This is a genomic window from Streptococcus mitis (assembly GCF_009496205.1).
Taxonomy (GTDB): Bacteria; Bacillota; Bacilli; order Lactobacillales; family Streptococcaceae; genus Streptococcus; species Streptococcus mitis_BN.
The window spans coordinates 32,831-58,080 of record NZ_WIJO01000003.1 but is presented as its reverse complement, the minus strand read 5'-3'; the positions used below and the strand labels follow the sequence as shown (position 1 = coordinate 58,080).

Genomic DNA, 25,250 nt, shown 5'->3' with positions numbered 1-25,250 from the left:
ATACTATTCATTAAATTTTTTAGACATTAAAGCGGAATTCCATGATATCGCCATCTTGAACGATATATTCTTTTCCTTCTTCACGCAAACGCCCAGCTTCTTTTACAGCCTTTTCAGATCCGTATTTCACTAGATCCTCATATGACATGGTTACCGCACGAATAAATCCTTTTTCAAAGTCTGAGTGGATAATACCAGCTGCTTGAGGAGCCTTCATACCACGTTTGAAGGTCCAAGCGCGAACTTCTTTTTCACCAGCTGTGAAGTAAGTTCCCAATCCAAGCAAATGGTAAGCAGCACGAGTCAACTTGTCAACGCCTGATTCTGTCAACCCAAGTGCTTCAAGAAACTCTTGCTTATCTTCATCGTCTAACTCAGAAATTTCTTCCTCAGCACGCGCAGAAATAACGACTACTTCAGCATTTTCTGTCGCTGCGAATTCACGAATTTGTTTAACATAGTCGATAGAGTCAGGATCTGAAACCACATCCTCGTCCACATTCGCTACATAAAGAACTGGTTTAGTCGTCAACAAGAAGAGACCTTTGACAACCTTTTGTTCCTCATCTGTAAATTCAATAGTTCGAGCTGATTTTCCATCTTCTAGGACTGGTTTAATCTTTTGAAGAACATTAAACTCAGCTACTGATTCTTTATCTTTTTGCGTACGTGCCATCTTTTCTACACGCGCATATCGTTTGTTAACTGATTCTAAGTCAGCAAGAATCAACTCTAGGTTAATAGTATCAATATCTGCCAGGGGATCCACAAAAGCATCTTCACGTCCTTGCTCGCGCATGACATTTTCATCATCAAAAGCACGAACTACATGAACAATCGCATCTACTTCACGGATATTGGCCAAGAATTTATTCCCTAGCCCTTCTCCTTTTGATGCACCTTTTACAATCCCTGCGATATCTGTAAACTCAAATGTTGTTGGAACTGTCTTTTTAGGAGTAATCATTTCCGTCAATTTTTGGAGGCGTTCATCTGGAACTTCTACCATTCCAACGTTTGGATCAATCGTCGCAAATGGGTAGTTTGCTGCCTCTGCTCCTGCTTTTGTAATTGCATTAAATAGTGTTGATTTACCAACGTTTGGCAAACCAACGATACCTGCTGTTAAAGCCATATTTTCTCATTCTCCGTTTTCATTTCAATCCCTAATATTATAACACAAAAAGGGATAAAGTGCTAACCCTCTACCTAAGGGTTCTCAGTCAATGATTTTATTCATTTTTCGACCAAAATCATAGCGCCCCATCATGACAACATGGTCACAATTGCTACATTTAATTTTGATATCTGCTCCTACACGCGTAATTTCCCAACGATTGGCCTTTTTACCTGTTGACTTGATGGTGCAAGCATGTGGTTTTTTCATTTCAACAAAATTTCCAACTTGGTACATACTGTTCTCCTTTTTCTTTTTTGATTATATCATAAAAGAGGCGAGCTAAGCTCAACCTCTTTAACTTAATTTGTACGAACTGGTGTGATGAGCTGCATAAAGTCTTCATCAGTATCTGCTGGCACAAGAGTGAATGGACGAACAGCTGAGATAAAGCTAATAGTCACTTTTTCGCTATTTAAAGCCTTGAGGGAATCAATCAAATAAGTTGGGTTGAAACTAATGGTCAAATCTTCACCAGTCACCTGTTCAGTATCGATTTCTTCGTTTACTTTACCAACTTCTGGAGAGTGAACATGGGCGCTAACAACCCCATCTTTAATTTCAAGTTTCACAGTACCATTTTGAGTCGCACTTGATAAAAGACGAGCACGTTCCATTGACTGGCGTAAGTTTACCACATCAAAAGTAATAGTAGTGTTAAAGTCTGTTGGAATCAAACGATCTGTATCAGGATAGTTTCCTTCTAGGAGACGAGTATAGAAGCTAATATTTTCGCTTCTAAAGAGGATTTGGTTATTGGCAAAGAAAATCTCTACAGTTTCAATATCGTCTGTAAATACTGCTGAAAATTCGCGTAGAGAACGGCTAGGAATCACGACATCAAAATCATCACTATTTTTTTCAAGCGTTAATTTTTTCTGGCTTAGACGATGAGAGTCTGTTGCAACTGTTTTTAGCTCCTTATGTTGACTCAATACAAAATGAACACCAGTTAAAATTGGACGACTCTCTTGTGTACTTGCAGCAAAAGCTGTTTCATTGATAATTTTCTTGAGTAATTTTGTTTCAAGAACCAAAGGAGTACTAACTGAAATTTCTTGGATTCGTGGATATTGTTCACTATCTTTTCCTTTTAGGGTAATTTCTGATTTGCCGCTGGTTAAAACAATTTGATTTTGTTCAATTTCTTTAAAATCAAGAGTCACATCAGGTAGACTAGATACCACATTGATAAAGAAAGAAGCTTCAAGAAGGATTGAACCTAAAGAAGTAATTAATAAACCAGCATCTTCATTTTTTTGAGAAATAAAATTTTCAATTGAAATTTGACCATTTGAACCAATTAAAGTAACACCTTCATTGGTCACGTCAATTTTGACTGTTGATAAAATAGGAATGGCATTTTTAGAGCTAATAGCTCTCTTAGTAGTATTTAAGGCCTGTAGAAATAAATTTTTATTAATTGAAAAATGAATCATGGATTCTCCTTTATTTATTTTTAGTATTAGAAGGATAATAGTAATAATAGAGTCTGTGAAATCTGTGGAAAACAGACTTTAAACAAGTCATATCAAGTTTTTAGACTTGTTTAAAAAATGTGGATAAAAAAGATAAAAAAGCAAAAGTTATCCACAAGTTATTTAATTTTCTTTTTGATTGATTCAATTTCTAAACGTAAATTATCGTCTTCATCAATCAAAGATTTAATTTTGGCATGGGCATGAATAACTGTTGTATGGTCTTTTCCACCAAATTCCTTCCCAATTTTTGGAAGACTATTATCTGTTAGTTCTCTAGATAAATACATGGCTACTTGACGGGCTAACACAATATTTTGAAGGCGTCTGCTTCCCTTTATTTCTTTGATACTGACACCATAAAAGTTACCCACTTCATTTTGAATTTTATCAATTGGGATGACGAGCATTTGGTTAACATCTTGTTTACGTGCTCGAATAGCCTCTGCAGCGATATCAATAGTGATATCCTTAATCTTCTTTACTCTGGCAATTAAAGTAATGTCGTTGATTGCTCCTTCAAGTTCTCGGACGTTTGAATCAAATTGACCAGCAAGGTATTCTAGGGTATCACCTTGGAAATAGTAGTCTAAATGCTCTGTTTTGCTTTGTAAAATGGCAATACGTGTCTCAAAGTCAGGTGGTGTGATGTTTTGCGTCAAGCCCCAGCTAAAGCGCGTGACAAGTCTTTCCTCAAGTCCCTCTAAGTGTTTAGGGCTACGATCACTAGTCAGAACAATTTGTTTTTGATTGTTATGGAGAACATTGAAAGTATTGAAAAATTCTTCTTGAGTTGCAACTTTTTTTCCACTCAGCGATTGGATATCATCAATTAACAAGAGATCGAGGCTACGGTAGGTTTTTTTGAACTTATCCATTTCACCAAGTCTCAGATGTTCAAGAAAGTCGTTGATAAAGCTTTCAGCAGGGATGTACTTCACACGCGCATCAGGAATATTTTTCAAAATCTCATTCCCAATGGCATTGAGTAAGTGAGTTTTACCAAGGCCAGGTCCTCCATAGATAAAAAGAGGATTATAGGTCAAGGCCAAATCTTCAGAGACAGCCAAAGCGGCTGATACTGCCCAAACATTTCCATCCCCTTGAATAAAATTATCAAAGGTATACTTTTCTTTTAATCCAGTATCCGAATAAGGAATAGATGATAACTTTGGACTATAGTCATAAAGAGTTGAATTGGTAGCTTCTTCAACTTGTGAGACAGCCGTATCTTGAAGTTTGGTGAAAATATAGTGGGGAGTTATCTCAGCATCATAAATTTCAAAACCAGCTACCACAATAATATCTTTTAGTTGTTTTTCCCAGACCATTTCCATTTCAGATCGTGGTAAAAATATAGTGGCAACATTTTCCTCTACCTTGATGAGTTCAGCTTGAATAGCATAGAAATCATACATGGATCGAGTCAGTCTTTCTTGAGCAAATTCTAATATACGATTCCAAAATTGTGTTTCTTTCAATCTTTTCTCCTCCTTTACTATTTAAAAGTTTAATGCTAGATTTATTTTACCATAGATAGCAAGAATTTTCCACAAGCTGTGAAAAATAATCCACAATGTTATCAAGATTTATCCACAGGTTGGGGATAAAATAAGAAACTGTTGATTTTTTAAGCTTTTTATTGGAAAAAATAGTGGATAACCTTGTGATATAAAAAAATAAAAGAACAGCCTTATTTCAGGCTGTTGATAATTCTACTGTATTCTTCTTGATTTGAAAAAGAAATAATGATTTTTCCACTATCTTTTTTAGACAGTTTGATTTCTACATCTAATCCGAGTAGTTTTTTTAACTGTTCTTCTTCATTCTGTATGAAATGATCATTTTTTTCCTGTTTCTTTTGTTTTTTATTTGTCAGAAGAGCTTCTAACTTCCTTACAGAAATATCTTCCTCGATGATTCGTTGAAAGAAATAGTCTTGTTGTTCCTTATTCAACCCAACTAGAGAACGTGCATGGGCTTGTGATAGTTTGCCATTTTCTACTTCTGAGAGAATCTGTTCTGGCAAGGAAAGCAAACGAATGGAGTTGCTGATATAAGGACGAGACTTGCCCATTTTATCTGCAATTTCAGCATGGGTAAATCCTTTCTCTACGAGAGATTCAAAGGCGCGTGCTTCTTCTATTGGATTTAAATTTTCTCTTTGTAAATTTTCAATGATGGACTGGACCATCATCTCTTGGTCTGAAAGCTGTTTAACAACAGCGGGGATAGATGTTAGACCAGCTAAAAGTGAAGCCCGATAGCGTCTCTCTCCTGCAAGGATTTCATAACCAATAACAGGAGATTGACGAACAATAATCGGTTGAATGACTCCATTTTCTTTGATAGACTGTGCTAGTTCATCTAGTTTCTCTCTATCAAATTCTTTTCGAGGTTGATAAGGATTTTTTTGTATATCCGTGATAGAAATCATTTCAAATTTTTCCATGATTCTACACTAACACATCTTTTCTCTTATGTAAAGTTTTCTTTACATAGATGTCAATTAAGATTCTAAATCACCTGAACTCTTGTCAAGTTTAATAGATGTAGTTTCTTCTTTACCGTTACGATAGTAAGTTATCCTAATGGTGTCTCCGATAGAATGATTGTAAAGAGCGCTTTGTAAGTCTGTTGATGAAGCAATATCTTTGTCGTCCACTTTTGTAATAACATCGTATTTTTCAAGGTGACCATTGGCAGGCATATTACTTTGTACAGAACGAACAACTACACCAGATGTTACACTGCTTGGAATATTAAGTCTTCTAATATCACTTGTATTAATATTTGAGAGATTGACCATTTGGATGCCCAAAGCTGGACGCGTCACTTTTCCGTTCTTTTCCAACTGTTCAATAATATTGATAGCGTCATTTGCAGGAATTGCGAAACCAAGACCTTCTACAGAGGTTCCTCCATTTGTAGCAATTTTACTTGAGGTAATTCCGATAACCTGTCCTTGAATATTAATCAGTGGGCCGCCAGAGTTACCTGGGTTAATAGCAGTATCAGTTTGGATGGCTTTTGTAGAAATGGCTTGTCCATCTTCAGATTTTAAGGACACATTTCGATTGAGGCTAGATACAATACCCTGAGTGACAGTATTTGCATATTCAGAACCCAATGGGCTACCAATAGCAATAGCAGTTTCTCCTACAGTTAACTTACTAGAATCACCAAATTCAGCTACTGTAGTCACTTTTTCTGAAGAGATTTTGACGACAGCAATATCAGAGAAAGTGTCAGCTCCGACTATTTCTCCAGGCACTTTAGTCCCATCTGACAAACGAATATCTACTTTGCTGGCGCCATTTATAACGTGATTATTGGTTACGATGTAAGCTTCTTTATCATTCTTTTTATAAATAACCCCAGATCCTTCACTAGAGATTTGTTGAGAATCTGTGTCAGTATCATCATTGCCAAATACGCTATTTTGTCTGTTTGCCGAATAAGTAATAACAGAAACAACAGCATCTTTTACTTTGTTAACAGCCTGTGTTGTTGAATTTTCGTTCTTATAGGCAGTCTGTGTAATAGTACTATTGTTGTTAGAGGTACTTACACCACTTTTTTGAGTTAGTTGTGTTATTGAAAAACTACCCAAGGCTCCACTAATAAAGCTAATGACGATAACGACTAATAATTGAAACCATTTTTTGTAAAATGTTTTTAGATGTTTCATATTTGCCTCCATTTATTTGAAATTACTGAAAGTATAAACTGACTAGCTTAATTATAACTTAAAAACAAAAGTTTTTCACAGATTGTGGATAACTTTCAAAAATCTGTGGTTTTCTCGGCTAAAATTAACCTTTTATTTTGTGAATAAGATGTGAAAAAATAGAGAATATGTTAGAATAGAGTCATGAAAATTAAAGTTGTAACAGTTGGGAAACTGAAAGAAAAGTATTTAAAAGATGGTATTGCAGAGTATTCAAAACGAATTTCTCGATTTGCTAAGCTTGAAATGATAGAGCTAGCAGATGAAAAAACACCAGATAAGGCCAGTGAATCAGAAAATCAAAAGATTTTAGAAATAGAAGGTCAGAGAATTTTATCAAAAGTTGGTGACCGTGATTTTGTTATTGTGTTAGCCATTGAAGGGAAAACTTTCTCCTCAGAAGAATTTAGTAAGCAGTTAGAAGAAGCTTCTATAAAAGGATTTTCTACTCTTACTTTTATTATTGGAGGGAGTTTGGGATTAGCACAGTATGTAAAAAAGAGAGCTAATCTCTCTGTTAGTTTTGGTCGTTTAACCTTGCCCCATCAGTTAATGAGACTAGTCCTTGTTGAACAAATCTATCGAGCTTTTACAATACAGCAGGGCTCGCCCTATCATAAATAGAAAATTGACTTTCAATTGAATTTTTGGTAGAATAGCTGTATTAGGTCTCATAGCTCAGCTGGATAGAGCATTCGCCTTCTAAGCGAACGGTCGCAGGTTCGAATCCTGCTGGGATCAATAATATAGTAGCAAAGCTGGGAATTTTCCCGGCTTTTTTCTTAAAAAGTACACTTGGGGAGAAAAAAATGACAGTTGAGAGAATTTTCTCTAAAATGAAATTCCATTTTGTATAATAGTTTTTGTAAGTTAGCTTACAAGAAAAAACATTGAGGAGATTTTATTATGAAAAACACAGTTAAATTGGAACAGTTTGTAGCCTTGAAGGAAAAAGACTTGCAAAAGATTCAAGGTGGAGAAATGAGAAGAATAGATAAAATATTCATTAATTTTCTTAAAAGAAGATAAGGGAGTGTCAGAATGAATTTTTTCTTAGTAGTAGATTTGATATTATATTTTTTTATTATTAGTCACAGTTACAGTTTAATTTGCAAAGGTCAAATAAAAGCAAAGGAACTATATTTTTTTGGTATCTATACATTACTAGTAGAAGCAGTACTTGAACTTCCCTTTTATCTCCTATATTTAGGTGGGTTAGGGCTTGCAACATTTTTATTTCCTTTGGGCTTATATTCCTATTTTCGATGGATTAAACAGTATGAGAAGGATAGAGGACTATTCCTAAGTTTACTACTGTCTCTTTTATATGAGAGTACTCACAACTTTCTGTCCGTAACGTTCTCCTCTATAACAGGAGACAATTTTGTTTTACAATATTATGGCCTGTTCTTTTTCGTTGTAACGGTGTTGACCTATTTTATTATCTTAAAAATCATTCATTATTTCCACTTGGAACTAGCCTATTTTGACAAAGACTATCTATATCCTTTCTTGAAAAAAGTATTTTTTGCTTTACTACTGCTACATGTTGCATCTTTCGTTTCAGATATGGTAAGTACGGTTAAACATTTGAATAGTTTTGGAAGTATTTTATCATCTATTGTCTTTATTTCTCTACTTTTGACCTTTTTTGCAATGAATTCGCATAAAGAACAAATGGAGAAAGAGATTGCTTTGAAGCAGAAGAAATTTGAACAGAAACATTTACAGAATTATACAGATGAAATTGTCGGACTGTATAATGAAATCCGTGGTTTTCGACATGACTATGCTGGGATGCTTGTCAGTATGCAAATGGCAATTGACAGTGGTAATTTACAGGAAATTGACAGAGTTTACAATGAAGTTTTGGTCAAAGCCAATCACAAACTGCGTTCAGATAAGTACACTTACTTTGATTTAAACAATATAGAAGATTCAGCTTTACGAAGTTTGGTTGCTCAGTCAATTGTCTATGCTCGAAATAATGGTGTAGAGTTTACACTGGAAGTAAAAGATATAATTACTAGACTACCAATAGACCTTCTGGATTTGGTTCGTATTATGAGTGTTTTATTGAACAATGCTGTCGAAGGATCGGCTGATAGTTATAAAAAGCAGATGGAAGTAGCAGTTATTAAGATGGAAACTGAAACAGTGATTGTGATTCAGAATTCATGTAAAATGACGATGACTCCTTCAGGAGATCTATTTGCTTTAGGATTCTCTACTAAGGGAAGAAATCGCGGAGTAGGATTAAATAATGTGAAAGAACTACTAGATAAGTACAATAATATTATTTTAGAAACAGAGATGGAAGGCAGTACATTTAGACAAATCATTAGATTTAAGAGGGAATTTGAATGAAAGTTTTAATTTTAGAAGATGTTATTGAACATCAAGTGAGACTAGAGAGAATATTGGATGAAATTTCGAAAGAATCGAATATTCCAATATCATACAAGACAACGGGAAAAGTTCGTGAGTTCAAGGAATATATTGAAAACGACGAAGTAAACCAGCTTTATTTTCTAGATATTGATATTCATGGAATTGAGAAAAAAGGGTTTGAAGTTGCCCAGTTTATTCGTCATCACAATCCTTATGCTATTATCGTCTTTATCACCAGTCGATCAGAGTTTGCAACTCTAACCTATAAATACCAGGTATCAGCCTTAGATTTTGTTGATAAGGATATCAATGATGAGTTATTTAAGAAGAGAATTGAGCAAAATATCTTCTACACGAAGAGTATGTTACTTGAAAATGAAGATGTTGTAGATTATTTTGACTACAATTACAAGGGAAATGATTTAAAAATTCCTTACCATGACATTCTGTATATTGAAACGACAGGAGTTTCTCATAAATTGCGTATTATTGGTAAGAATTTTGCCAAAGAGTTTTACGGTACCATGACAGATATTCAGGAAAAGGACAAACATACTCAGAGATTTTATTCTCCTCATAAGTCATTTTTGGTAAATATAGGCAATATCAGAGAAATTGATCGAAAAAACCTAGAAATTGTTTTCTATGAAGACCATCGTTGTCCTATTTCAAGATTAAAAATTAGAAAATTGAAAGATATTCTAGAGAAAAAATCTCAAAAGTAATTGACAATTAGCAAGAAATTGATATAATGGTTATATCTGCTACAGATAGAAGGTCCGTTGGTCAAGGGGTTAAGACACCGCCTTTTCACGGCGGTAACACGGGTTCGAATCCCGTACGGACTATTTTATCCGCCATAGCTCAGTTGGTAGTAGCGCATGACTGTTAATCATGATGTCGTAGGTTCGAGTCCTACTGGCGGAGTATAGATAAAAGGGAACACAACCGTGTTCCTCTTTTTGCATCAATTCGTATCACCAAGCATCTTCATGAGGAAGTCTGTTATTTCTTGAGGACTTTCTTTTTTTCCATGTGCAATCCAAGTTTGGCAAACACCAAAAAGTGCGTGAGTTAGATAGATGCTACTGTATTCTAATTCAGTGGTATTGAGATTCAGTTGTATAAATCGTTTTTGTAAATCTGTACTGAGCATGATATGAAGTTTATTTCTTAAGAAATTTTGGATTTCTTTAGTTCCATTTTCAGAAAGAAGGGCAGCCAGAAGTGGTTCTGACTCTAGATATTCAAAGACTTCTAAAATAGCATCTTTTTTGTGATGAGCATGTTTTTGAAAAATATATTCAAATGTATGAAATAGCTTGCTTTGATAGTGCTCAATCATATCATACTTGTCCTTATAGTGAGTATAGAAGCTGGAACGACTAATTCCGGCTTTTTCTGCTAACTTGACAGTAGAAATTTGATCAAATGGTTGTTACATTAGTAATTGTACCATAGCATTTTCAATAGTTCGCTTTGTTTTTAAGCGTTTATTACTTTCTTGCATATTTCCTCCTTGTGAACAAATTGGACTGTATGTCTAAAAATTGATTTTTTATCTTGTAATTTAGATTTTTTAATGTATAATCTATTATATCATAATTTTAGACAATATGTTTAAAAAAGGAGAAACTATGTTTAAAGAATGGAAAGCAATTTTTAAAAAACCAACCTTTATTATTGTCATGATAGGGGTTTCTCTTATTCCCGCTCTGTACAATATCATATTTTTATCCTCAATGTGGGATCCATATGGTCAAGTGTCTGACTTACCTGTGGCAGTTGTCAATAATGATAAAGAGGCCTCTTATAATGGTAATAGCATGTCTATAGGAAAAGACATGGTGTCTAATTTAGAGCAAAATAAATCATTGGATTTTCATTTTGTAGATGAAGAAGAAGGTAAGAAGGGTCTAGAAAACGGTGATTATTATATGGTAGTGACTTTGCCAAGTGACTTGTCTGAAAAAGCAGCTTCAATTTTAACGAATCACCCAGAGCAAATGCAAATAGATTATCAGACTTCAAGTGGTCATAGCTTTATTGCCAGCAAGATGAGTGATTCTGCAATGACACAATTAAAGCAGAATGTTTCTACCAATGTAACCGAGACTTATACTAAAGCTTTATTCAACAAAATGGTCGATTTAAAGGATGGGATGAGTCAAGCAGCTTCTGGTAGTGAAAAATTAACTGATGGAGCGAATCAGTTAGTGGCAGGAAGTCAAACATTAACTACTAACCTACACTCTTTAGCAGATTCAAGTTTAACATTTTCAAATGGAACGGATCAGTTTACTAAAGGATTATCCTCTTATGTCTCTGGTGTTGAACAACTTCATCTTGGCTTAGGGAATTTTAATAGTGGTTTAATTACATATACTGGTGCAGTGAGTCAATTAGATAGCGGATTAGGTCAACTATCTTCTAAAAGCCCTGAATTAGTGAGGGGAATTAATCAATTATATACTGGTGTAGAGTCCTATACTGGCGGTGTTTCTCAGCTCAATGCTGGTCTTAATCAATTTTCATCTGGTGTTAGTGCCTACACGAATGGAGTGGGAAGTCTTGCAACAGGTGCTAATCAGTTATCTAATCAATCAGCTACACTTCGAATGGGGGTGGAGCAATTAAGTGAAGGGATTCAACAACTTTCTAGCAAGTTAGATGCTTCGTCTGAGCAAAAAGATCAAATTAATCAATTATCTTCTGGTCTGAATCAGTTAAATCAAGCCATTCAAAATATTGATGTTGGAGATACAAAAAAATTAGATTCTGTTTTATCAAGTATAGTATCTCTTTCTAATCAAATGTTAGCAAGTGCTCAGTCTGATAAAGCGACTACATTAGCCAATATTCAATCGACAGCAGCTTATCAATCTTTGACAAGTGAGCAACAAGCTGAGATAAGTGCTTCTGTATCTCAAAATTCGACTGATAGTATTCAATCGGCTCAGTCAATTATAGCTTTAGTACAAGGTTTACAGGGAGGATTAGAAAACTTACAAAATCAATCTTCTAATCTTTCAACATTAAAAGATCAAGCTAATCAAGTATTACCTATTGCTTCTACTTCTTTGACAGGATTGTCAAGTGGATTAACAGAAATACAGGGAGCAGTGACGAGTAAATTAGTTCCTGCCAGTCAGTCGATTACATCAGGTGTAAATGTATATACTGCAGGTGTTGATAAAGTTTCTCAGGGCGCAAGTCAACTAAGTGAAAAGAATTCCACCTTGACAGGTGGTTTGAATCAACTAGTTTCAGGCTCAAACACCTTGACACAAAAATCTTCTAGCTTGACAGCAGGAGTTGGTCAATTAGTTGAAAAAACTCCAGAATTAGTATCTGGCATTGAAAAATTATCAACTGGGTCCAATCAATTGAATCAAAAGAGTCAAGAATTAATGGCAGGAGTTGATAAATTACAATCAGGATCTGGTCAATTAGCAGACAAATCCAGTCAGTTACTTTCAGGTGCTTCTCAATTAGAGAATGGAGCTAATAAATTGGCAGATGGAGCTGGGAAACTTGCAGAAGGTGGAACAAAGTTAACTTCTGGATTGGAAGATTTACAGACAGGAGTTGCTTCTTTAGGACAAGGACTAAGTAATGCTAGTGATCAACTCAAATCAGCATCTACGGAATCTCAAAATGCAGAGATTTTGTCAAATCCACTCAGTCTTTCCAAAACAGATAATGATCAAGTTCCTGTAAATGGAATTGCAATGGCTCCTTATATGATATCAGTTGCTCTCTTTGTTGCAGCAATATCAACGAATATGATCTTTGCGAAGTTGCCTTCAGGACGTCATCCAGAGAGTCGTTGGGCTTGGTTGAAATCTCGATCTGAAATAAATGGTATTATAGCTGTTTTGGCAGGAATTTTGGTATATGGAGGAGTTCATCTTATTGGTCTAACGGCTAATCATGAGATGAGAACATTTATTCTCATTATCCTAACAAGTTTAGTATTCATGTCCATGGTGACCGCTTTAACAACATGGAATAGCCGTATAGGAGCTTTCTTTTCTCTTATTTTGCTTTTATTACAGTTAGAATCAAGTGCAGGTACTTACCCACTTGCTTTGACAAATGATTTCTTTAGAGCCATTAATCCTTGGTTACCAATGAGTTATTCAGTTTCGGGATTACGAGAAACAATCTCTATGACAGGAAATATTCATCAGCAAGTCATTTTCCTAGCTGTCATACTAGCTCTATTTACTGGTTTAGGTATGCTAGCCTATCAACCTAAGAAAATGGAAGAATATTAAAAAAATCGACCAATTGGTCGATTTTTTTATGTATTAGATGTCTTTCGTTTGTGATTATAAATTCCAAATAGTAAAAGTGAAGTAAAGGAACAGATTGATCCAGTAATAAAACCATTGGGAATAAAGGAAAGTGTAATAATTTCTTTTCCCTTAGGAACGTCAACTTTCATAAAGCCAGTTTGAGCTTGTTTAATCTCTATTTTCTTACCATCTTGGTAGGCAGACCAACCTTTGTCATAAGGAATGGTGAAAAAAATAGATGTATCTTGTTGGACATCATATGTAGCAAAAACCTTGTTTTTAGAAGTTGATACTGTTACAGGCTGTTCTTTAATTTTTTGAATTGCCTCAGTTAAAGTTTGGGTATCTAAACGATAGAAGGTAGGAGATTCAAATGATACTTGTGAATTTCCAGGGAAACTAACATAAATATTGAAAGTTTTTGTCTCTTTTGTATAACCTAGATTAAAGAAGGAGAAGACATTATCAGTTGTAAAAGTTTTCTTTTCTCCATTTACAAGGATGTCAACCTTTTTTTGTTTGTCATTAGAAAAGTGAAGGTTTGTGAAAGAAAGATAAACTTGGCTGTTTTCTGGCACTTCAATTTGATACTGGATTGCTGCATCCTCAGTTGAAGAACTTGTGACACTAATCAAATCATTAGTATTTTCTGTTTTGTCATAAGGTATTGGAGAAAAATAATCAAAATTGACGTTAGCAAGTTGATTTAAAAACGAGGCCTGATTATCCAAAGTGTGTTCATTGAACTTGACATCATTGTAAACAGATTGACTAGCAAATGCAATCGGAAGAGAGTATTGATTTTCATATAGGGTAAGATTATCTTTTTGATAGATATCTTTAAAACCATACTTATCAATAGGACTGTCTGAGATATTGTACTGGATACCAAATAAACTATCAGCCAAAATACTATTATTTGCATAGCGGAGATTGAGATTAGTCCCAGAGGATTTAAACCCGAGTTTATCCAAAGTAGAGCTTGCTGAACGATTTCGAACAGATGAAAATTGAGAGATTCCATTGTAGTTGAATTTCATACTGTCATTTCCTGTCTGAGTTTGTAGTTTTTCAGTACGAGTAAATTGATTTCCAATATCTGTTGAGAAAGATTCCATAGCTGGGATATCTCGATTATATGAACTTCGAGAAGCAAAACCCCATTCTTTAGCAATTCCGTCCATTTGAGATGAAGCATTTAAACTCATTTCAACCATTATAAATAAAGAGATTAGAATGGCAAATAGATTTACAGAGATAAACTTTTTGATAACTGCAAGGAGTAAAAGCGAATAGACAACCAAAAATTCAAGAGTAAGCAGAATATTCAAATCTGTTAAAAAAGAATAATGCGATTTTAGATAGATGGTAGCTAAAAATCCTGTTACTATAAGAAAAAGCGAAACTAAAAAATTCCAGATTTTAATTTCTTTCAGACGATTTAAGACTTCCGCTGCTGTGTAAATTAACAAGGTAGAGAAAATCCAAGCATAGCGATGTAAAAACATGTTTGGAGTATGCATGCCTTGCCAAAATAAATCAAGAACTTCAATATAAAAGCTTGCAATTAGAAATGTAAAGAAGATTGCATAGATAAGTTTCACATGAAACTTAATAGATTTCAGCGTAAAAAATAAAATGGTCAAAATAAAGGGAAGTAGTCCAACAAAAATCATTGGGATGGCCCCATACTTTGTTGTATCAAAGGAACCGATGAATTGCTTAGCAAAAAGATCAAGATACCAGCTACTTTCAGTTTGAAACTTTGTAACTTCAGTTAATTTTTCCCCATGTGTTTGTAAATCAAATAGAGTAGGAAGAGTCAGAATCAAACTAGCCATACCAGCTAAAAAGGAGATAACTATGAAATCAAGAACAGATGATTTTCGAGTCTTAAAGTCCCACGAAATTTGACAGAGATACCAGAAAATAAGAAACAATACTGTCATATATCCAAAATAATAGTTTTGGATAAATAAGATTGACAGACTTGTAAAGTACAATAGGAATTTCTTTTTAGTGATGAGTATCTGTAAACCAGTTATAATTAAAGGAATCAAGATAAAAACATCTAGCCAGGTTTTTATCTCTAATTGACTGACAGTGAAACTCATCAGAGCATAGGAAGTAGATAAAGCTAGTTTTAAAGGATTAGGAATCGATTGAAATAATTTATTTAAACTAAAGTAAGTTGACAGTCCAATCAATCCAAATTTTAAGAGAGTTGTCAGATAGACAGCATCTGGCATATTAGTTAGATCAAAAAAGTAAACTAGTGGTGAAAGGAAACTACCCAAGTAATAACTAGATAGGGCATAGAAATTCAATCCGAGGCCACTTGTAAAGGTGTAGAACAAACTACCATTTCCGTGTAGGATATTTCTTAGAGCTATATCAAAAATAACGTATTGATGAAACCCATCTCCTAATAGTGGAGATGTATCGCTATTCCAGTAGATACCTTGAGATAGATATACTCCTATCATAATGATTATGGGAATGATGAAAGAAACAAAATAGGTCCAATATGTTTTAAAAAATAATTTCATGTTACCTCATAAAATGTTAGAAAACTCAGCTGGTTAACCCAACTGAGTTTTGAATTTTTTTAGTCTTTCCAAAGTTCTTTAACTTTTGCTTGTACTTCTGCATTCTCTAGGAATTCATCATAGGTTTCATCGATACGGTCAATGACGCCATTTTTAGACAAGACAATGATATGGTTGGCTAGAGTTTGAATAAACTCGTGGTCATGGCTGGCAAAGATGATTGATTCTTTAAAGTTTTTCAATCCATCATTCAAGCTTGAGATAGATTCCAAGTCCAAGTGATTGGTTGGATCATCAAGTACAAGGACATTTGATTTTAAGAGCATGAGTTTTGAAAGCATGACACGAACTTTTTCTCCCCCTGACAAGACATTTACAGGTTTGTTAACCTCATCTCCAGAGAAGAGCATACGGCCGAGGAAGCCACGTAGGAAAGTATTGTCATCTTCTTCTTTACTTGCGAATTGACGCAACCAGTCAAGGATTGACTCTCCTCCTGCAAAATCTGCCGAGTTATCTTTTGGCAAGTAAGAACGGCTAGTAGTTACTCCCCACTTGACAGTTCCTTCATAGTCAATGTCCCCCATGATTGCACGAATTAATGCAGTCGTTTGGATGTCATTTTGTCCAATAAGCGCTGTCTTATCACCTGGACGCAAGATAAAGCTGATATTATCTAAAATAGTCTCACCATCAATCTTTACAGTTAGATTTTCTACTGTCAAGAGATCATTACCAATCTCACGTTCCGCTTTAAAGTTGATAAATGGATATTTACGACTAGATGGTACAATTTCTTCAAGTTCAATCTTATCAAGCATTTTCTTACGTGATGTTGCTTGCCTTGATTTAGAAGCATTAGCAGAGAAACGAGCAACGAATTCTTGCAATTGTTTAATTTTTTCTTCTGCTTTAGCATTACGGTCTGCTAGCAATTTAGCAGCGAGTTCAGAAGATTCCTTCCAGAAGTCATAGTTTCCGACATAGAGTTTGATTTTTCCGAAGTCAAGGTCGGCCATGTGAGTACATACTTTGTTTAAGAAGTGACGGTCGTGTGATACTACGATAACGGTGTTATCAAAATCAATCAAGAAGTCTTCTAGCCATGTAATTGATTGGATATCCAAACCATTGGTCGGCTCGTCCAAAAGAAGGACATCTGGTTTACCAAAAAGTGCTTTGGCGAGGAGAACCTTTACTTTTTCACCGTTGGCCAATTCGCTCATATTTTGATAGTGCAATTCTTCTGGGATATTTAGGTTTTGAAGGAGTTGAGAGGCTTCACTTTCTGCTTCCCATCCCCCAAGCTCGGCAAACTCTCCTTCAAGTTCGGCAGCACGCACTCCATCTTCGTCTGAGAAATCTTCCTTCATGTAGATGGCATCTTTCTCTTTCATGATGCTATAAAGTTTTTCATTTCCCATGATAACAACATCAATGGCACGTTCATCTTCATAGTCAAAGTGATTTTGACGAAGAACAGAGAGACGTTCATCTGGACCAAGAGAGATGTGACCAGTAGTAGGTTCGATATCTCCAGCTAAAATTTTTAAAAAGGTTGATTTTCCGGCACCATTAGCACCGATCAATCCGTAAGTATTTCCTTCTGTAAATTTGATATTGACATCATCAAAAAGTTTGCGATCACTAAAACGTAGTGAAACATCAGATACTGTAAGCAATGTTTTTCTCCTATATATGTAATATATTTATTCTACTAGAAAATACGGAAATATTCAAATTTTTATCTATCAATTTTGTGTAAATTAAATTTACAGCATACTTTACACAAATCCGTAAATAGCAAGGCTGATTTATTTTGATAAATTACGGTTATTTCATTAAAAAAATGCTATAATTGAAGGGACTATATCGAAGGAGAACAAAATGACTAAACCCATTATTTTAACAGGAGACCGTCCAACAGGAAAATTGCATATTGGACATTATGTTGGAAGTCTCAAAAATCGAGTATTATTACAGGAAGAGGATAAGTATGATATGTTTGTGTTCTTGGCTGACCAACAAGCTTTGACAGATCATGCTAAAGACCCTCAAACCATTGTAGAGTCTATCGGAAATGTAGCTTTGGATTACCTTGCAGTTGGATTGGATCCAAGTAAATCAACTATCTTTATTCAAAGCCAAATTCCAGAATTAGCTGAGTTGTCTATGTATTATATGAATTTAGTGTCATTAGCACGTTTGGAGCGCAATCCAACTGTCAAGACAGAAATTGCTCAGAAGGAATTTGGAGAAAGCATTCCGACAGGATTTTTGGTTTATCCAATTGCACAAGCAGCTGACATCACAGCCTTTAAGGCCAACTATGTTCCTGTTGGGACAGATCAGAAACCAATGATTGAGCAGACTCGTGAAATTGTTCGTTCTTTTAACAATGCATATAACTGTGATGTCTTGGTAGAACCGGAAGGTATTTATCCAGAAAATGAGAGAGCAGGGCGTTTGCCTGGTTTAGATGGAAATGCTAAAATGTCTAAATCACTCAATAATGGTATTTATTTAGCTGATGATGCGGATACTTTGCGTAAAAAAGTGATGAGTATGTATACAGATCCAGATCATATCCGCGTTGAGGATCCAGGTAAAATTGAAGGAAATATGGTTTTCCATTATCTAGATGTTTTTGGTCGCCCAGAAGATGCTCAAGAAATTGCCGAAATGAAAGAACATTATCAACGAGGTGGTCTTGGTGATGTGAAGACCAAGCGTTATCTACTTGAAATATTAGAACGTGAACTTGGTCCTATTCGTGAGCGCCGTATCGAATTTGCTAAGGATATGGGAGAAGTTTATAATATGCTTCAAAAAGGTAGTGAAAGAGCGCGTGAAGTTGCAGGTCAAACCCTATCTGAGGTTAAAGGGGCAATGGGACTTCAGTACTTTAACTAAATTTATTTTACAAGAAACTATCATTTCTATCTCAAAGAAAAGATAGTTTTTTATTTACCCCTGTAACATTTGACAAATTTTTATAGAATGGTATGATAGATACAATATAAAAAGAGTCAAGCTCAAAAAGAAAGAAAAGAGGAAACTTCGAATGTCTAATTGGGACACTAAATTTTTGAAAAAAGGTTTTACCTTTGATGATGTATTGCTTATTCCAGCTGAAAGTCATGTGTTGCCTAACGATGCAGATTTAACAACTAAATTGGCAGATAATTTGACTTTAAATATCCCAATTATTACCGCTGCCATGGACACAGTTACAGAGAGTCAAATGGCTATTGCTATTGCTCGTGCAGGCGGTCTCGGAGTTATCCATAAAAACATGTCAATTGCTCAACAAGCAGACGAGGTTCGCAAGGTAAAACGTTCTGAAAATGGAGTTATTATTGATCCGTTCTTCTTGACGCCTGAACATACAATTGCTGAAGCTGATGAGCTTATGGGACGTTACCGCATCAGTGGTGTTCCAGTTGTTGAAACACTTGAAAATCGTAAATTAGTTGGTATTTTGACAAACCGAGATCTTCGTTTTATTTCAGACTATAACCAACCAATCTCAAATCATATGACTAGTGAAAATCTTGTTATTGCTCCTGTGGGTACAGATCTTGCAACAGCTGAGAGCATTCTTCAAGAGCACCGTATTGAAAAACTTCCTTTGGTAGATGAAGAAGGTCGCCTTTCTGGTTTGATTACTATCAAAGATATTGAAAAAGTTATTGAGTTTCCAAATGCGGCGAAAGATGAGTTTGGTCGTCTTCTAGTTGCAGGTGCAGTAGGTGTTACTTCAGATACATTTGAACGTGCAGAGGCTCTTTTTGAAGCAGGAGCGGATGCGATTGTTATTGATACTGCACATGGTCATTCTGCAGGTGTCTTGCGTAAAATTGCTGAGATTCGTGCTCACTTCCCAGATCGTACTTTGATTGCTGGAAATATTGCTACTGCTGAGGGAGCGCGCGCACTTTACGAAGCAGGTGTAGACGTTGTCAAGGTTGGGATTGGACCAGGTTCAATCTGTACAACTCGTGTGATTGCTGGTGTTGGTGTTCCGCAAGTAACAGCTATCTATGATGCTGCAGCTGTTGCGCGTGAATATGGTAAAACGATCATTGCTGACGGTGGAATCAAGTATTCTGGAGATATTGTAAAAGCCCTTGCTGCAGGTGGAAATGCAGTTATGCTTGGATCTATGTTTGCTGGAACAGATGAAGCACCAGGTGAAACTGAAATCTTCCAAGGGCGTAAGTTCAAGACTTACCGTGGTATGGGATCAATCGCAGCAATGAAGAAAGGTTCAAGCGATCGTTACTTCCAAGGTTCTGTCAATGAAGCAAACAAACTTGTTCCAGAAGGAATTGAAGGTCGTGTTGCTTATAAAGGTGCGGCAGCTGATATTGTCTTCCAAATGATTGGAGGTATTCGCTCTGGTATGGGTTACTGTGGTGCAGCTAACCTTAAAGAACTACACGATAATGCTCAATTTATTGAAATGTCTGGTGCTGGTTTGAAAGAAAGCCACCCTCATGACGTACAAATTACTAATGAGGCACCAAATTATTCTATGTAAAAAACAATGAAAAGAACTCCCGTGGAAATAGGAGTTCTTTTACAATGTTGTCAATTATAATTTACAGAAACTTTACCATCCTGAATAGTGAAGATACTTAGATTTTCTGGCAGATTTTGAAGATGGTCTAAGCTTGTTGTTGTGATAAAAGTTTGGATTGAATGAGAAATCGTTTCTAATAATTTTAGTTGTCTAGTGTTGTCAAGTTCGCTCATGACATCGTCAAGCAGTAATATTGGAGATTCTGTAGTAACGCTTTCCATTAATTCGATTTCTGCTAATTTTATCGAGAGGACGAGACTGCGATGTTGACCTTGACTTCCAAAACTAGCATCCATCCCATTTATATAAAAAGAAATGTCATCTCGATGAGGACCGACACCAGTATTCTTTTTAAATAAATCTCTGGATCTACTTTTTTCTAAAGCAATTTTGAAAGATTCGGATAAGTTTTGATTGTCAGTTATATTGACAGAAGATTGATAGGATATTGACAACTCTTCAATCTGATTAGAGAGTTCAAAATGTTTCTTACGCCCAAATGATTCTAGTTTTTTTATGAAATCTAAGCGGTGATTCATTACACGACATCCATAATCAACTAGCTGATCATCCAACACTGAAAGGAAGGTTTCATCTATTGTTTGAGCTGATTTTAGATAGGTATTTCTTTGCTTAAGAATATGGTTATAATTGGTTAAATCTGATAAATAGATTGGCTTAATTTGTCCAAGCTCCATATCAATGAATTTTCGTCGAACTGAAGGTGCTCCTTTAATTAGTTGTAAATCTTCAGGAGCAAATAAGACAACATTCATGTGTCCTACGTAATCTGAAAGTCGTGCCTGTTTTAAGTGATTCACTTTTGTCACACGTCCTTTTTGTGTTAGTTCGATTTCGAGAGGAATGGATCCAGTTTTTTTCTGAACAAGACCTGAAAGGTGAAGTTGTTCCTCATTAAAATGAATGAGATTTTTATCTGTTCGAGTTCGATGACTACGTGTTAAGGCTAAAAAATAGATAGCCTCTAACATATTTGTTTTTCCTTGTGCATTGCGTCCTAAAAAGACATTTAATTTAGGATTAAAGTCTATTTTCGTCTCTTTGTAGTTACGAAAAGTCTTGAGAGATAGGTGTTGTAGCCACATGATTATCTACCAGGGAATCGCGGAGCTTGTTTGCTTTTGGGTGATGAAGTAGGTTTTGATTTATCTTTTTTTACACCCTTATTCATCTCCTTAACAAGTTTAGCAATTCGTTCTTTTTCAACTTTATCAGCTTGGTATTCCTCTTGCTCATCAGACGTAGGTTGTGTCAACAAGATGTCAATATTCATGTCAGGGATGTCAACTTTATCACCAATACGAAGTTTTTTACCACGACGACTCTCTAATTCCCCATTAAAGTAAACAGAATGTTCAGAGAGAAATGATTTGATAGCTCCTCCACTATGTGTAATTCCAAGTTCTTTGAGTAGTGCTTGGAGGGTAATAAATTCTTCAAATAATTTGTATTCCATAATCCACCTCAATCTTTGGTATTATACCATATTTTCCTAAAAATAGTGAGAGAAACAGGGAGAAATGTAAGCGATTTTTATTTCAAAAGTGTTACAGAGAACAAGAAAATTTCAGGTTTTCGTGATATAATAGAAGTCTGTATATAAGGAGGTAAATCATGGAGTTAGTGCATGGAATTTCAACACATTTTATCCAATCAAAAAAGTTTAAAACGAACAAAATCACCGTGCGTTTTACCGCTCCATTATCTCTTGATACGATTGCAGGTCGCATGTTGAGTGCGAGTATGCTAGAGACTGCTAATCAGATGTATCCTACTGCTCAAGATTTGAGAAAACATTTGGCCAGTCTATATGGTACAGATATGTCAACCAATTGTTTCAGAAGAGGGCAAAGTCATATTGTAGAATTGACATTTAACTATGTTCGTGATGAGTTTTTAAGTAAGAAAAATGTGCTAACTTCTCAGGTTTTGGAACTTTTAAAAGAAACTCTTTTTTCCCCCGTAGTAGTTGATAATGGATTTGATCCAGCCTTATTTGAAATTGAGAAAAAGCAATTGCTAGCAAGTTTAGCAGCTGATATGGATGATTCTTTTTATTTTGCACATAAAGAATTAGACAAATTATTTTTTCATGATGAACGTCTCCAATTGGAATATAGTGATTTACGAAATCGTATTTTGGTTGAAACTCCACAAAGTTCTTATTCTTGTTTCAAAGAATTTTTGGCCAATGATCGAATAGATTTCTTTTTCTTAGGTGATTTTAATGAGGTCGAAATTCAAAATGTATTAGAATCATTTGGCTTTAAAGGTCGAGAAGGAGATGTGACGATTCAGTATTGTCAACCTTATTCCAATATTCTTCAGGAAGGTATGGTTCGAAAAAATGTGGGACAATCCATTTTGGAATTAGGTTATCATTGTCCTTCTAAATATGGTGATGAGCAATATTTACCCATGATTGTAATGAATGGTTTACTTGGTGGATTTGCTCACTCTAAACTATTTACAAATGTCCGTGAAAATGCTGGATTGGCTTATACTATTTCAAGTCAGCTCGATTTGTTTAGTGGATTCTTGAGGATGTATGCTGGCATTGATCGAGAAAATAGGAATCAGGCTCGAAAAATGATGAATAATCAACTGCTTGATTTAAAAAAAGGTTATTTTACAGAGCTTGAGCTAGAGCAGACCAAGGAAATGATTCGTCGGTCTTTGTTGCTTTCTCAAGATAATCAATTTTCATTGATTGAACGTGCTTATCAAAATGCCTTACTTGGAAAATCTTCAGCAGACTTTAAAGGTTGGATTGCAAAATTCGAGCAAGTTGACAAAGATGCTATTTGTAGAGCAGCTAGTAATGTGAAATTACAAGCAATTTACTTTATGGAAGGAATAGAATGACAAAGGTTGTTTTTGAAGAAAAGTACTATCCAGCTGTAAAAGAAAAGGTTTATCGAACTCGTTTGTCCAACGGATTGACAGTTGCTCTTTTGCCTAAAAAGGAATTTAAAGAGGTTTACGGGAGTGTAACTGTACAGTTTGGTTCGGTAGATACGCTTGTCACAGAAGTTGACGGAGATGTAAAACAATATCCTGCGGGAATTGCTCATTTTCTTGAACATAAATTATTTGAAAGAGAAGATTCTAGTGATTTGATGTCGGCTTTTACGAGTCTAGGTGCGGATAGCAATGCCTTTACAAGCTTTACAAAAACAAGTTATCTTTTTTCGGCAACGGATCATTTTTTAGAAAATTTAGATTTACTTGATGAATTGGTAACATCAGCACACTTTACTGAAGATTCCATTTTAAGAGAGCAGGATATTATCCAGCAAGAACGAGAAATGTATCAAGATGATCCAGATTCATGTTTATTCTTTTCAACTTTAGCGAATTTATATCCTGCCACACCTTTAGCAACTGATATAGTTGGCAGTGAGGAGTCCATTTCCCAAATAAATCTAACTAATTTGCAAGAAAATTTTACAAGATTTTACAAACCTGTAAACATGTCTCTGTTTTTAGTTGGTAATTTTGATGTGGATCAAGTACAGGACTATTTTGAAAGAAAAGAACTGGAAGATTTAGATGTTCAGGAAGTAGCAAGAGAAAAGTTTGTTTTACAAGCTGTAAAGCAAACAGACAGTATGAGAATGGAAGTGTCTTCTCCTAAACTAGCGATTGGGATTAGAGGTAATCGAGAAGTTGATGAGGCGGATTGCTATCGACATCATATTTTATTAAAATTATTGTTTGCAATGATGTTTGGTTGGACTTCGGATCGTTTTCAAAAATTATATGAATCAGGTAAAATTCATGCGTCCTTATCTCTGGAAGTTGAAGTAACAAGTCGCTTTCATTTTGTTATGTTGACAATGGATACAAAAGAGCCAGTTGCTTTATCTCATCAGTTTAAAAAGGCTATTCGTAATTTCACAAAGGATTTAGATATTACAGAGGATCATTTAGATATTATCAAAAGAGAGATGTTTGGAGAATTTTTCAGTAGCATGAACTCTCTTGAATTTATTGCAACGCAATATGATGCTTTTGGACAAGGTGAGACAATCTTTGATTTGCCGAAAATTTTACAGGAAATTACTGTAGAGGGTGTCCTTGATGCTGGACACCATTTAATAGATGATGGTGACATAGTTGATTTTACAATATTTCCATCATAGTAACCTATCATAATTGATACTAGAAAGAAGGAATGACAAGTATGAGGAAAAAAACAATTGGTGAGGTTTTACGTTTAGCTAGAACCAACCAAGGGTTAACTTTAGAAGAATTACACAAAAAAACAGAAATTCAGTTGGATATGTTGGAGGCAATGGAAGCTGATGATTTTGATCAACTTCCTAGTCCATTTTATACTCGTTCTTTTTTGAGAAAGTATGCGTGGGCAGTTGAACTTGATGAGCGAATTATCTTGGATGCTTATGATTCTGGGACCATGATTACTTATGAGGAAGTAGATGTTGATGAAGACGAGTTGACAGGCAGGAGACGTTCCAGTAAGAAAAATAAGGCATCATTTTTACCTTTATTTTATTTTATACTCTTTGCACTATCGATTGTTATTTTTGTGACCTATTATGTTTGGAATTATCTCCAGACTCAACCGGAGCGTTCGTCTGCGTCTAGTTATAGTGTGGTTCAAGCAATAAGCTCGACTAGTTCTGTAACTTCATCTTCAAGCAGTAGTTCATCAAGTAGTTCTTCGAATATGGAACCAGCTATAACGGTATCAGGTGAAGGAAATAGAGTAGAAGTTGCTTATAAAACGAGCAAGGAAACTGCAAAATTGCAATTATCAGTCTTAGATGCTAGAAGTTGGGTTAGTGTTTCAGAAAGTGAGCTTGAGGGTGGTGTGACCTTATCACCGGATAATAAAAGTGCGGAAACAACAGTTTCAACTAAAAATTCTGTAATCATTACTTTAGGTGTTGTCAAAGGTGTCGCTTTAACAGTAGATAATCAGACTGTTGACTTATCGAAATTAACAGCTCAGACTGGACAGATCACTGTAACCTTTACTAAAAATTAAGGAA

20 protein-coding genes, 3 tRNA genes and 1 pseudogene are annotated in these 25,250 nt (G+C 35.2%); 13 read left to right on the top strand and 11 right to left on the bottom strand.

Annotated elements, in window-relative coordinates:
• Positions 1–19 precede the first annotated feature (19 nt).
• The 6 genes from ychF to htrA all read right to left on the bottom strand — a co-directional run bounded on the left by ychF (position 20) and on the right by htrA (position 6,346).
• On the bottom strand, positions 20–1,135 hold the full coding sequence (ychF, locus tag GEZ85_RS01080) for a redox-regulated ATPase YchF (protein WP_001218700.1): 1,116 nt from the start codon (positions 1,133–1,135) through the stop codon (positions 20–22).
• A gap of 84 nt (positions 1,136–1,219) precedes the next feature.
• Complete coding sequence (locus GEZ85_RS01075) at positions 1,220–1,414, bottom strand: DUF951 domain-containing protein (protein ID WP_153208995.1); 195 nt, start codon at positions 1,412–1,414, stop codon at positions 1,220–1,222.
• A 65-nt stretch (positions 1,415–1,479) separates the two neighbouring features.
• Positions 1,480–2,616 (bottom strand): DNA polymerase III subunit beta, encoded by a 1,137-nt coding sequence (gene dnaN, locus GEZ85_RS01070; RefSeq protein ID WP_153208993.1) that lies wholly within the window; start codon positions 2,614–2,616, stop codon positions 1,480–1,482.
• A 158-nt stretch (positions 2,617–2,774) separates the two neighbouring features.
• Complete coding sequence (gene dnaA, locus GEZ85_RS01065) at positions 2,775–4,136, bottom strand: chromosomal replication initiator protein DnaA (RefSeq protein WP_153208991.1); 1,362 nt, start codon at positions 4,134–4,136, stop codon at positions 2,775–2,777.
• A 212-nt stretch (positions 4,137–4,348) separates the two neighbouring features.
• Positions 4,349–5,107 carry a ParB/RepB/Spo0J family partition protein gene (locus GEZ85_RS01060; RefSeq protein WP_153208989.1) on the bottom strand — a complete coding sequence of 253 codons (759 nt, stop codon included), beginning with the start codon at positions 5,105–5,107 and terminating at the stop codon, positions 4,349–4,351.
• A 57-nt stretch (positions 5,108–5,164) separates the two neighbouring features.
• Complete coding sequence (htrA, locus tag GEZ85_RS01055) at positions 5,165–6,346, bottom strand: serine protease HtrA (RefSeq protein ID WP_153208987.1); 1,182 nt, start codon at positions 6,344–6,346, stop codon at positions 5,165–5,167.
• Positions 6,347–6,529: 183 nt separating this feature from the next.
• Here htrA and rlmH point away from each other — a divergent pair, with 183 nt between their 5' ends.
• The 7 genes from rlmH to GEZ85_RS01020 all read left to right on the top strand — a co-directional run bounded on the left by rlmH (position 6,530) and on the right by GEZ85_RS01020 (position 9,703).
• The gene (gene rlmH, locus GEZ85_RS01050; protein ID WP_153208985.1) at positions 6,530–7,009 is read left to right on the top strand and encodes a 23S rRNA (pseudouridine(1915)-N(3))-methyltransferase RlmH; all 480 of its coding nucleotides are present in this window, start codon (positions 6,530–6,532) and stop codon (positions 7,007–7,009) included.
• Positions 7,010–7,052: 43 nt separating this feature from the next.
• Positions 7,053–7,126, top strand: a tRNA-Arg gene (locus tag GEZ85_RS01045).
• 165 nt (positions 7,127–7,291) lie between these two features.
• Entirely contained in the window at positions 7,292–7,414 is a 123-nt protein-coding gene (gene comC / locus GEZ85_RS01040; RefSeq protein ID WP_153208983.1) for a competence-stimulating peptide ComC, read from the top strand.
• Positions 7,415–7,426: 12 nt separating this feature from the next.
• Positions 7,427–8,752: a competence system sensor histidine kinase ComD gene (comD, locus tag GEZ85_RS01035; protein ID WP_153208982.1), complete on the top strand. Its 1,326-nt coding sequence runs from the start codon at positions 7,427–7,429 to the stop codon at positions 8,750–8,752.
• A complete protein-coding gene (gene comE / locus GEZ85_RS01030; protein ID WP_000866073.1) occupies positions 8,749–9,501 on the top strand; it encodes a competence system response regulator transcription factor ComE in 753 nt (250 codons plus the stop codon). The genes comD and comE overlap by 4 nt, the downstream gene beginning before the upstream one ends.
• Before the next feature lie 51 nt (positions 9,502–9,552).
• Positions 9,553–9,624 (top strand) — tRNA-Glu (locus GEZ85_RS01025).
• Between the two features lie 5 nt (positions 9,625–9,629).
• Positions 9,630–9,703 (top strand) — tRNA-Asn (locus tag GEZ85_RS01020).
• 40 nt (positions 9,704–9,743) lie between these two features.
• Here GEZ85_RS01020 and GEZ85_RS01015 read toward each other — a convergent pair.
• Positions 9,744–10,286, bottom strand: a pseudogene (locus GEZ85_RS01015) (TetR/AcrR family transcriptional regulator).
• Between the two features lie 127 nt (positions 10,287–10,413).
• Between GEZ85_RS01015 and GEZ85_RS01010 the strand changes: the two are divergent.
• Positions 10,414–13,056 (top strand): YhgE/Pip domain-containing protein, encoded by a 2,643-nt coding sequence (locus GEZ85_RS01010; protein ID WP_153208980.1) that lies wholly within the window; start codon positions 10,414–10,416, stop codon positions 13,054–13,056.
• Between the two features lie 26 nt (positions 13,057–13,082).
• Here the strand turns inward: GEZ85_RS01010 and GEZ85_RS01005 are convergent, their stop codons facing one another.
• On the bottom strand, positions 13,083–15,626 hold the full coding sequence (locus tag GEZ85_RS01005) for a YfhO family protein (protein ID WP_153208978.1): 2,544 nt from the start codon (positions 15,624–15,626) through the stop codon (positions 13,083–13,085).
• A 59-nt stretch (positions 15,627–15,685) separates the two neighbouring features.
• Positions 15,686–17,308, bottom strand: coding sequence for an ATP-binding cassette domain-containing protein (locus tag GEZ85_RS01000; protein WP_000958774.1), 1,623 nt, complete (start codon positions 17,306–17,308; stop codon positions 15,686–15,688).
• Positions 17,309–17,513: 205 nt separating this feature from the next.
• Between GEZ85_RS01000 and trpS the strand changes: the two genes are divergently transcribed.
• Positions 17,514–18,539, top strand: a complete 1,026-nt coding sequence (trpS, locus tag GEZ85_RS00995) for a tryptophan--tRNA ligase (protein WP_153208976.1) — start codon at positions 17,514–17,516, stop codon at positions 18,537–18,539.
• Between the two features lie 151 nt (positions 18,540–18,690).
• On the top strand, positions 18,691–20,169 hold the full coding sequence (guaB, locus tag GEZ85_RS00990) for an IMP dehydrogenase (RefSeq protein ID WP_049543294.1): 1,479 nt from the start codon (positions 18,691–18,693) through the stop codon (positions 20,167–20,169).
• Between the two features lie 50 nt (positions 20,170–20,219).
• Here guaB and recF read toward each other — a convergent pair whose 3' ends face one another.
• Both recF and yaaA read right to left on the bottom strand, forming a co-directional pair.
• A complete protein-coding gene (recF, locus tag GEZ85_RS00985) occupies positions 20,220–21,317 on the bottom strand; it encodes a DNA replication/repair protein RecF (protein ID WP_153208974.1) in 1,098 nt (365 codons plus the stop codon).
• Between the two features lie 2 nt (positions 21,318–21,319).
• Positions 21,320–21,688 carry a S4 domain-containing protein YaaA gene (gene yaaA / locus GEZ85_RS00980; protein WP_084887673.1) on the bottom strand — a complete coding sequence of 123 codons (369 nt, stop codon included), beginning with the start codon at positions 21,686–21,688 and terminating at the stop codon, positions 21,320–21,322.
• Between the two features lie 158 nt (positions 21,689–21,846).
• Between yaaA and yfmF the strand changes: the two genes are divergently transcribed.
• The 3 genes from yfmF to rodZ are packed head-to-tail and all read left to right on the top strand — an operon-like array spanning position 21,847 to position 25,246.
• Entirely contained in the window at positions 21,847–23,097 is a 1,251-nt protein-coding gene (gene yfmF / locus GEZ85_RS00975; protein WP_153208973.1) for an EF-P 5-aminopentanol modification-associated protein YfmF, read from the top strand.
• Entirely contained in the window at positions 23,094–24,377 is a 1,284-nt protein-coding gene (gene yfmH, locus GEZ85_RS00970) for an EF-P 5-aminopentanol modification-associated protein YfmH (protein ID WP_153208971.1), read from the top strand. The genes yfmF and yfmH overlap by 4 nt, the downstream gene beginning before the upstream one ends.
• A 41-nt stretch (positions 24,378–24,418) precedes the next feature.
• Complete coding sequence (gene rodZ, locus GEZ85_RS00965; protein ID WP_153208969.1) at positions 24,419–25,246, top strand: cytoskeleton protein RodZ; 828 nt, start codon at positions 24,419–24,421, stop codon at positions 25,244–25,246.
• The last annotated feature ends 4 nt before the right edge of the window (positions 25,247–25,250 follow it).

Bases quoted from the DNA above. Each gene is read 5' to 3' on its own strand.
- GEZ85_RS01060 (WP_153208989.1), bottom strand. From the start codon at position 5,107: ATGGAAAAATTTGAAATGATTTCTATCACGGATATACAAAAAAATCCT.
- yfmH (WP_153208971.1), top strand. From the start codon at position 23,094: ATGACAAAGGTTGTTTTTGAAGAAAAGTACTATCCAGCTGTAAAAGAA.
- GEZ85_RS01005 (WP_153208978.1), bottom strand. From the start codon at position 15,626: ATGAAATTATTTTTTAAAACATATTGGACCTATTTTGTTTCTTTCATC.
- rlmH (WP_153208985.1), top strand. From the start codon at position 6,530: ATGAAAATTAAAGTTGTAACAGTTGGGAAACTGAAAGAAAAGTATTTA.
- comC (WP_153208983.1), top strand. From the start codon at position 7,292: ATGAAAAACACAGTTAAATTGGAACAGTTTGTAGCCTTGAAGGAAAAA.
- comE (WP_000866073.1), top strand. From the start codon at position 8,749: ATGAAAGTTTTAATTTTAGAAGATGTTATTGAACATCAAGTGAGACTA.
- dnaN (WP_153208993.1), bottom strand. From the start codon at position 2,616: ATGATTCATTTTTCAATTAATAAAAATTTATTTCTACAGGCCTTAAAT.
- trpS (WP_153208976.1), top strand. From the start codon at position 17,514: ATGACTAAACCCATTATTTTAACAGGAGACCGTCCAACAGGAAAATTG.
- comD (WP_153208982.1), top strand. From the start codon at position 7,427: ATGAATTTTTTCTTAGTAGTAGATTTGATATTATATTTTTTTATTATT.
- GEZ85_RS01075 (WP_153208995.1), bottom strand. From the start codon at position 1,414: ATGTACCAAGTTGGAAATTTTGTTGAAATGAAAAAACCACATGCTTGC.
- GEZ85_RS01010 (WP_153208980.1), top strand. From the start codon at position 10,414: ATGTTTAAAGAATGGAAAGCAATTTTTAAAAAACCAACCTTTATTATT.
- yfmF (WP_153208973.1), top strand. From the start codon at position 21,847: ATGGAGTTAGTGCATGGAATTTCAACACATTTTATCCAATCAAAAAAG.
- ychF (WP_001218700.1), bottom strand. From the start codon at position 1,135: ATGGCTTTAACAGCAGGTATCGTTGGTTTGCCAAACGTTGGTAAATCA.
- yaaA (WP_084887673.1), bottom strand. From the start codon at position 21,688: ATGGAATACAAATTATTTGAAGAATTTATTACCCTCCAAGCACTACTC.
- rodZ (WP_153208969.1), top strand. From the start codon at position 24,419: ATGAGGAAAAAAACAATTGGTGAGGTTTTACGTTTAGCTAGAACCAAC.
- guaB (WP_049543294.1), top strand. From the start codon at position 18,691: ATGTCTAATTGGGACACTAAATTTTTGAAAAAAGGTTTTACCTTTGAT.
- htrA (WP_153208987.1), bottom strand. From the start codon at position 6,346: ATGAAACATCTAAAAACATTTTACAAAAAATGGTTTCAATTATTAGTC.
- recF (WP_153208974.1), bottom strand. From the start codon at position 21,317: ATGTGGCTACAACACCTATCTCTCAAGACTTTTCGTAACTACAAAGAG.